The organism is Pseudonocardia kujensis (genome assembly GCF_021283305.1).
Lineage (GTDB): Bacteria > Actinomycetota > Actinomycetes > Mycobacteriales > Pseudonocardiaceae > Pseudonocardia > Pseudonocardia kujensis.
In genome coordinates this window covers 39,223-45,455 of the sequence record NZ_JAJSOK010000064.1, presented here as the reverse complement: position 1 = coordinate 45,455, position 6,233 = coordinate 39,223, and the positions used below count along the sequence as shown (strand labels likewise).

Sequence of the window (6,233 nt, the reverse complement as noted above, 5' to 3'; positions counted from 1 at the left end):
CCGCGTGGTCGTCGAGCTCGACGACCACGCGGCGGCTCCACGGCAGCGCCGTGAGCACGTCCTTCGCGTCGCTCGCCATCAGGTACGCGAAGTTCGGCGCGCAGAAGCTGGTGGGCAGCCGCAGGTGCACCACGACGTCGTCCCCGGTCACGTCGAGCGACCGGACGAAGTTCAGGTCCGTGATCGGCTCGTCGAGCTCGGGGTCGACGACGGCGTCGAGCGCCCGCCAGGCGTCCTCCCGGCGGGAGAGGGTGGCCGTGCTCATCAGGCCACCGCCACGGCCTGCGGCTCGGTGCGCTCGAGGCTGCGCGGGAGCTGCAGCTCGGCCGGGACCGGGATGTCGTACATCGCGGCGGCGTTGAGCCCGAGGATCTTCTTCTTCTGCGCGGTGGTCAGCGGCGCGTACTCGGTCAGCTCCTCCGGGATCTGGAAGTCCACGAACCGCTCGACCAGCCAGCGCGGGGTCCAGATCGCGTAGTCGCTGGAGAACTGGATCCGGTCCTCGTCCAGCCAGTACAGGAGCTCACCGATGATCTGGCCGAAGTACTTGGGCCGGGTGTGGATGAACGGCATCGCGACCGCGAGGCCTGCGTGGACGTTCGGCTCCTGGGTGGCGATCCAGCAGAAGTCCTCGAGCCGCGGCAGGCCGACGTGCTCGACCACGAAGTTCAGCTCGGTGAAGTCCGAGGCGGCCTTGTCCACGTCCGCGACGTCGAACGCGTCGCGGTCCAGCGGGCGGATGGTCGGGCCCTTGTGGATGTGGATGTTCTTGATGCCCAGCTCCTGGGCGGCCTCGAGGTAGCGGTAGGACCACGGGTCGTCGAGCTTCCAGCCGCGGGACTCGCCGTGCCACTCCGCGGTGTAGAGCTTCACGCCCCTGAGGTTGAACCGCTTCGCGTCCTCGCGGAGCTGCCGCAGCCCGCTCTCGCCGAAGCGCGGGTCCCAGCAGTGGTTGTAGGTGAGCTTGTCCGGGTTGGCCTCGGTGAGTGCGAAGGCCTCCTCGGTCTGCCCGAACCCGCCCGAGTAGAACTCGCCGAGCGCGGCGGGCTGGAAGATCGCGTGGTCGACGTGCCCGACCTCGAACAGGTCGTGCATCAGCCGGTCGCCGCCCTGGTAGAGGAACTCCTCGTAGGGCCAGACCTCGGACTCCGGGCTGAGGTTGCGGTGGTAGTCGTAGAAGCAGTCGATGAACTGCTTGCCGTGGATGTTCCGCTGGTTCTCCGGTCGGGCGTCCCACAGGGCCACGTGGGCGTCGACGATGAAGTAGTTCTCCCCGTCCTTCGAGTACATCGTTGTCCTCCTGGCTGGTCGTCGCCGGTCGTCGTCGGCAGCGGTTCGGGTCGTCGGCGACGCTAGGCAGCCGGAAGGCCCCGGTGGGGCGATCGGAGTCTCAACCTGAGACGCGGGTCGCACCGGCCCGAACCGGCGCTGTGTCACAGTCGAGGGGCAGGTGGCGCTCGAGGAGGTGCGCGTGGAGGAGATTCATCGGGTCGGCGGCGTCGTGGCCCCGCGGTTGTCCGCGTCGTGGCGGCGGAGCGAGAGCTACGGGATCCCGCTCGACGCGGTGAACCCGGCCTTCACCGGCGAGGTCGACGACCGGTCGCTGTTCTCCGAGTGCGGCAACGAGGTGCTGCGCGGCCTGCGTGACACGCTCGCCGGCGAGCCCGTCAGCCTCATGCTCACCGATGCCGACGGCCTCGTGCTCAGCCGCGTGTGCGACGAGAAGGCGCTCGTCGACGCACTCGACAAGACCTACCTCGCCCCCGGCTTCGCCTTCTCGGAGCGGGAGGCGGGCACCAACGGCCTCGGCCTCGCCCTGGCCGACCGCGCGCCCTCGCTCGTGCGCGGCGACGAGCACTACTGCACCGGCCTGTGGGGCTACACCTGCGCGGCCGTGCCGGTGATGGACCCGGTCTTCGGCCGGCTCGTCGGCAGCGTCAACCTCACCACCTGGTCGGACAAGTCCGACGGCCTGCTCCTCGCCCTCGCGCAGATGGCCGCCGGGCACACCACCGCGCTCATGCTCGCCCGGGGCCGCGGCGCCGAGCCCCGGCCGACCCCACGCGGCGAGGTCTTCCGCGTCTACTCCACTCATCGGGGCGCCGACGCCCCGCCTGCGCTCGGCCCGGCGTGGTGTGCGGCGTTCGACGAGGTGGTCGGGGCCCTGCGCGCCGGGCAGGTCGTCGCCGTGGTCGGCGAGGCCGGCGCGGGCAAGACCGCCCTGCTCGGCACCGCGCTGCGAGCCGTGCACCGCGACCACCGGATCCTCAACGCCCGGCCACCGGACCCGCGCGACGCCCAGGCGTGGCTGGCGCTGTGGACGCCCGAGCTCGCCAAGGAGACCACGAGCGTCATCGCCGGCGGGGTCGACGCGCTCCCCCAGTGGGCCGCCACCGAGCTGGCGGGGATCGTCGCGGCCGCGCCGCGGGCGTCGCTCGCCGTCACCGCATCGGAGGCCGCGGCGATCCCGGCGTCGCTCGCCCGGCTCGTCGATCTCGTGGTCGAGGTCCCGCCGTTGCGCCGCCGCCCCGACGACGTCCTCCCCCTCGCCGAACACCTCGGTGCCCGGGCCCGCGGACGTGAGGTCCGGTTCACCCCGGCCGCGGTCAAGGCGATGCGGACCTTCTCCTGGCCGGGCAACGTCGAGCAGCTGCGCCGGGTGGTCCGCGAGGCCGTGACCCGCAGCGACGTCGTCGACACCCGGCACCTCGCGCCCGAGGTGCTCTGCGGCTCCAGTCGTACGCTCACCCGGATCGAGACCCTCGAGCGCGACGAGATCGCCCGCTGCCTCGCCGAGCCCGGCGTCACGGTCACGAAGGCCGCCGAGCTGCTCGGGATGAGCCGCGCCACGGTCTACCGCAAGATCGCGCAGTACGGCCTGCGCACCTCCTGATCCCGCGCGTCGGCGGTTTCGGGCGGCCGAGTGTGCGATCTCGGACGGTCGTCGCCCGGCGGGGCCCGCCTGCACGAGCCGGGAGTGCGGCGCGCGACGATGGCGCGGTGAGTGAGGACGCTGCCGGGGCGACCGAGTGGGCCGTGCCCGGGCAGGTCGGCGTGGGCCCGTGGGAGGGGCCGTGGCCCGACGACCCGCGCTACGACCCCGAGCTCCTCGAGCACGGCGACCGGCGCAACGTCGTCGACGCCTACCGGTACTGGCGGCGGGAGTCCGTGGTCGCCGAGCTGGCCACCCGGGCGCATCCCTTCCACGTGGCGATCGAGAACTTCGGCCACGACCACAACATCGGGACGGTCGTGCGCACGGCCAACGCCTTCGCCGCGGCCGCGGTGCACGTCGTCGGACGACGACGGTGGAACCGCCGGGGCGCCATGGTCACCGACCGCTACCAGACGCTGCACCACCACGAGACCGTCGCCGGGCTGCTCGCCTTCGCGCGCGAGCACGGGCTGGTCGTGGTGGCCGCGGACAACACCGAGGGCGCGGTGCGGCTGGAGACCGCCGCGCTGCCGCGGGACTGCGTGCTGTTGTTCGGGCAGGAAGGCCCGGGCCTCACGCCGGAGGCCCGGGCCGGGGCCGATCTCCTCGTCTCGATCGCCCAGTTCGGCTCCACCCGCTCGATCAACGCCGGCGTCGCCGCCGGGATCACCATGCACGCCTGGATCGGCCAGCATGCCGATCTCTCCCGCGCCTGGTAGCGACTTCGCGCGGCGGTGAGCGCCGCGAGCGTGTCGGCGCGTCGCGCCGGCAGCGCTCCCGTCACGCCGACGGTGATCAGCGCGACGGGGCGAGGGCGGCCGGTGGCCCGCCCAGCAGCTGCTTCGCCCCGCGGGTGACGTCGTCGGCGAGGACTTCCTCCTCGCCGACGGCCACGGCGTCGAGGATCCGTGCGGCGACCTGCGCCGGCGGGATCTTCGCGACGTCGAGGCCGGCGGTCATGTCGGTGTCCATGTAGCCCATGTGCGCCCCGACGACGAGCGTGCCCTGCCCGCGCAGCTCGGCTCGCACCGAGTTGGTCAGCGACCACGCCGCCGCCTTCGACGCCGCGTACGAGCCGGCGGCCGGCAGCGCCAGCCAGGACAGCACGGAGAGGACGTCGACGACCGCGCCGCCGCCGTGGCGGGCGAGGACCGGGGCGAACGCCCTGATCACCTGCACCGGCCCGAGGAAGTTCGTCTCCCACTCGGCCCGCACGGCGGCGAGGTCGGCCGTGAGCAGCGGCCCCGCGCCCGCCCGGCCGGCGTTGTTGACCACGAGCGAGACGTCGGTGAGCGACTCGGCCGCCCGCCGGACGGACTCCGGGTCGGTGACGTCGAGCCGCACCGGGACCAGCCGCTCGTCCGCGACCGACGCCGGGTCCCGCACCCCCGCGTACACGGTCTTCGCGCCGCGGTCGACCAGCTGCCCGGCGAGCTCCCGGCCGAGCCCGCGGTTCGCGCCGGTGACCAGCGCGACGCTTCCGGAGATGTCCATCGTCAGAGCCTCTCGATGAGGGTGGCGTTGGCGGTCCCGCCCGCCTCGCACATGGTCTGCAGGCCGTAGCGGCCGCCGGTCCGCTCGAGCACGCCGAGCAGCGTGGTCGCGAGCCGGGCGCCGCTCGCGCCGAGCGGGTGGCCGATCGCGATGGCGCCGCCGTCGACGTTGACCTTCGCCGGGTCCGCGCCGGTCTCCGCGAGCCACGCGAGGACGACCGACGAGAACGCCTCGTTGACCTCGAAGGCGTCGATGTCCGCGATCGTCAGCCCGGCCCGGGCCAGCACCTTCGCCGTCGCCGGGATGATGCCGGTGAGCATGAGCACCGGGTCGTCGCCGGTCGCGACGGTGGTGTGGATCCGGGCCCTCGGCCGCCAGCCGCGCTGCGCCGCGATCTCGCTCGTGGTCACGACGAGGGCGGCCGAACCGTCGTTGATCGGCGAGGAGTTGCCCGCGGTGACCTTCCAGTCGAGGTCGCCGAAGCGGTCGGTCCATCGGGGGTCGGCGAACGCGGGCCGCAGCCCCGCGAGCGCCTCGAGGGTCGTGCCGGGACGGACCGTCTCGTCGCGCTCGAGCTGGGTGACGGTGCCGTCGGCGTGCGTGACCTTCAGCGGCGCGACCTGCGAGGCGAAGAACCCCCGGTCCCAGGCGGCCGCCGCGCGTCGGTGGCTGGTCAGCGCGAACTCGTCGAGCTGCGCGCGGGACAGGCCCCACTTGCGCGCGATCAGCTCGGCGCTCACCCCCTGCGGGATCAGCCCGCCGGGGTAGATCCGGGCGATCGACGGGCCGTGCACGTCGGCCCGCGCGCCGTCGACGTTCCCGGAACTGCCGATCGGCACGTGCGACATCGACTCGACGCCCGACGCGACGACCACGTCGTAGGCCCCGGCGAGCACGCCCTGGGCCGCGAACGACAGCGCCTGCTGGCTGCTGCCGCACTGCCGGTCGACGGTCGTGGCCGGTACGGACTCCGGCAGGCCCGCAGCCAGCGCGGCGAACCGGGTGGTGTTGCCGCTCTGCTCGCCGACCTGCCCGACGACACCACCGATGACGTCGTCGACCTCGCCGGGGCGCAGGCCCGGTACCCGCTCCACGGCGCTCCGGATGGCGTGCGCGTGCAGCTCGACCGGGTGCACCTCGGCGTACGCGCCCCCCGGCTTGCCCTTGCCGACCGGTGTCCGGACGGCCTCGACGATCACCGCGTCCCGCATCGGATCCTCCTCGATCTGAGTCCTTCGATGAAACTCAGTCTGCGTTGCCAACGAAAACTCAGCAAGGGTGTGTCGCGTCACGCCGTTCCGGGGTGCAGCACCGCCTTACCTCCGACGTCATCGACCGGTGGCGCCGCCCGGGCGAGGCTCGACACGGCAAGCGGACCGAGGCAGCCCAGCCGAACGAGGAGGAACGACCATGACCGCCTACGCGATCGCCCACCTGCGCAACGTCACCCCGAACGCCGAGATCGTGGAGTACCTGGAGCGGATCGACGCCACGCTCGCGCCCTACGGCGGCACCTTCGTGGTCCACGGCGACCTGCCCGAGGTGCTCGAGGGCGAGTTCCCCGGCAACCTCGTGGCGATCGCCTTCCCCGGGCTCGAGGAGGCCCGGGCCTGGTACCGCTCGCCCGCGTACCAGGAGATCCTGCCGCTGCGGACGCGCAACGCCGACGGCGACACGATCCTCGTGCAGGGCGTGGGGCCGGAGCACCTCGCCACCGACGTCCTGGCCGGTCTCCCCGTCGAGGCCGCACGGTGACGAGGTGACCCGCGGGTGGCCGGGGCGCGGGCCGCGGACCCTCGGGCGA

General features: G+C 73.2%; 7 protein-coding genes. 3 read left to right on the top strand and 4 right to left on the bottom strand.

What is annotated here, in order from left to right:
• Nucleotides 1-265, bottom strand: a 265-nt coding sequence (locus LWC35_RS30990; protein ID WP_232873832.1) for an iron-sulfur cluster assembly protein, incomplete at its 3' end; no start/stop codon positions are given.
• A complete protein-coding gene (locus tag LWC35_RS30985) occupies nucleotides 265-1,290 on the bottom strand; it encodes an amidohydrolase family protein (RefSeq protein ID WP_232873831.1) in 1,026 nt (341 codons plus the stop codon). The genes LWC35_RS30985 and LWC35_RS30990, both read right to left, overlap by 1 nt.
• A 181-nt stretch (nucleotides 1,291-1,471) precedes the next feature.
• On the opposite strand from LWC35_RS30985, the gene LWC35_RS30980 reads away from it, so the two are divergent.
• A complete protein-coding gene (locus LWC35_RS30980; protein WP_232873830.1) occupies nucleotides 1,472-2,893 on the top strand; it encodes an AAA-type ATPase lid domain-containing protein in 1,422 nt (473 codons plus the stop codon).
• Between the two features lie 107 nt (nucleotides 2,894-3,000).
• Nucleotides 3,001-3,654, top strand: a complete 654-nt coding sequence (locus LWC35_RS30975; protein ID WP_232873829.1) for a TrmH family RNA methyltransferase — start codon at nucleotides 3,001-3,003, stop codon at nucleotides 3,652-3,654.
• A 76-nt stretch (nucleotides 3,655-3,730) separates the two neighbouring features.
• Here the strand turns inward: LWC35_RS30975 and LWC35_RS30970 are convergent, their stop codons facing one another.
• Nucleotides 3,731-4,429 (bottom strand): SDR family oxidoreductase, encoded by a 699-nt coding sequence (locus LWC35_RS30970; protein WP_232873828.1) that lies wholly within the window; start codon nucleotides 4,427-4,429, stop codon nucleotides 3,731-3,733.
• Between the two features lie 2 nt (nucleotides 4,430-4,431).
• Nucleotides 4,432-5,640, bottom strand: a complete 1,209-nt coding sequence (locus LWC35_RS30965) for a thiolase family protein (protein ID WP_232873827.1) — start codon at nucleotides 5,638-5,640, stop codon at nucleotides 4,432-4,434.
• A gap of 199 nt (nucleotides 5,641-5,839) precedes the next feature.
• On the opposite strand from LWC35_RS30965, the gene LWC35_RS30960 reads away from it, so the two are divergent.
• Nucleotides 5,840-6,184 carry a DUF1330 domain-containing protein gene (locus LWC35_RS30960; protein ID WP_232873826.1) on the top strand — a complete coding sequence of 115 codons (345 nt, stop codon included), beginning with the start codon at nucleotides 5,840-5,842 and terminating at the stop codon, nucleotides 6,182-6,184.
• Nucleotides 6,185-6,233: the final 49 nt, after the last annotated feature.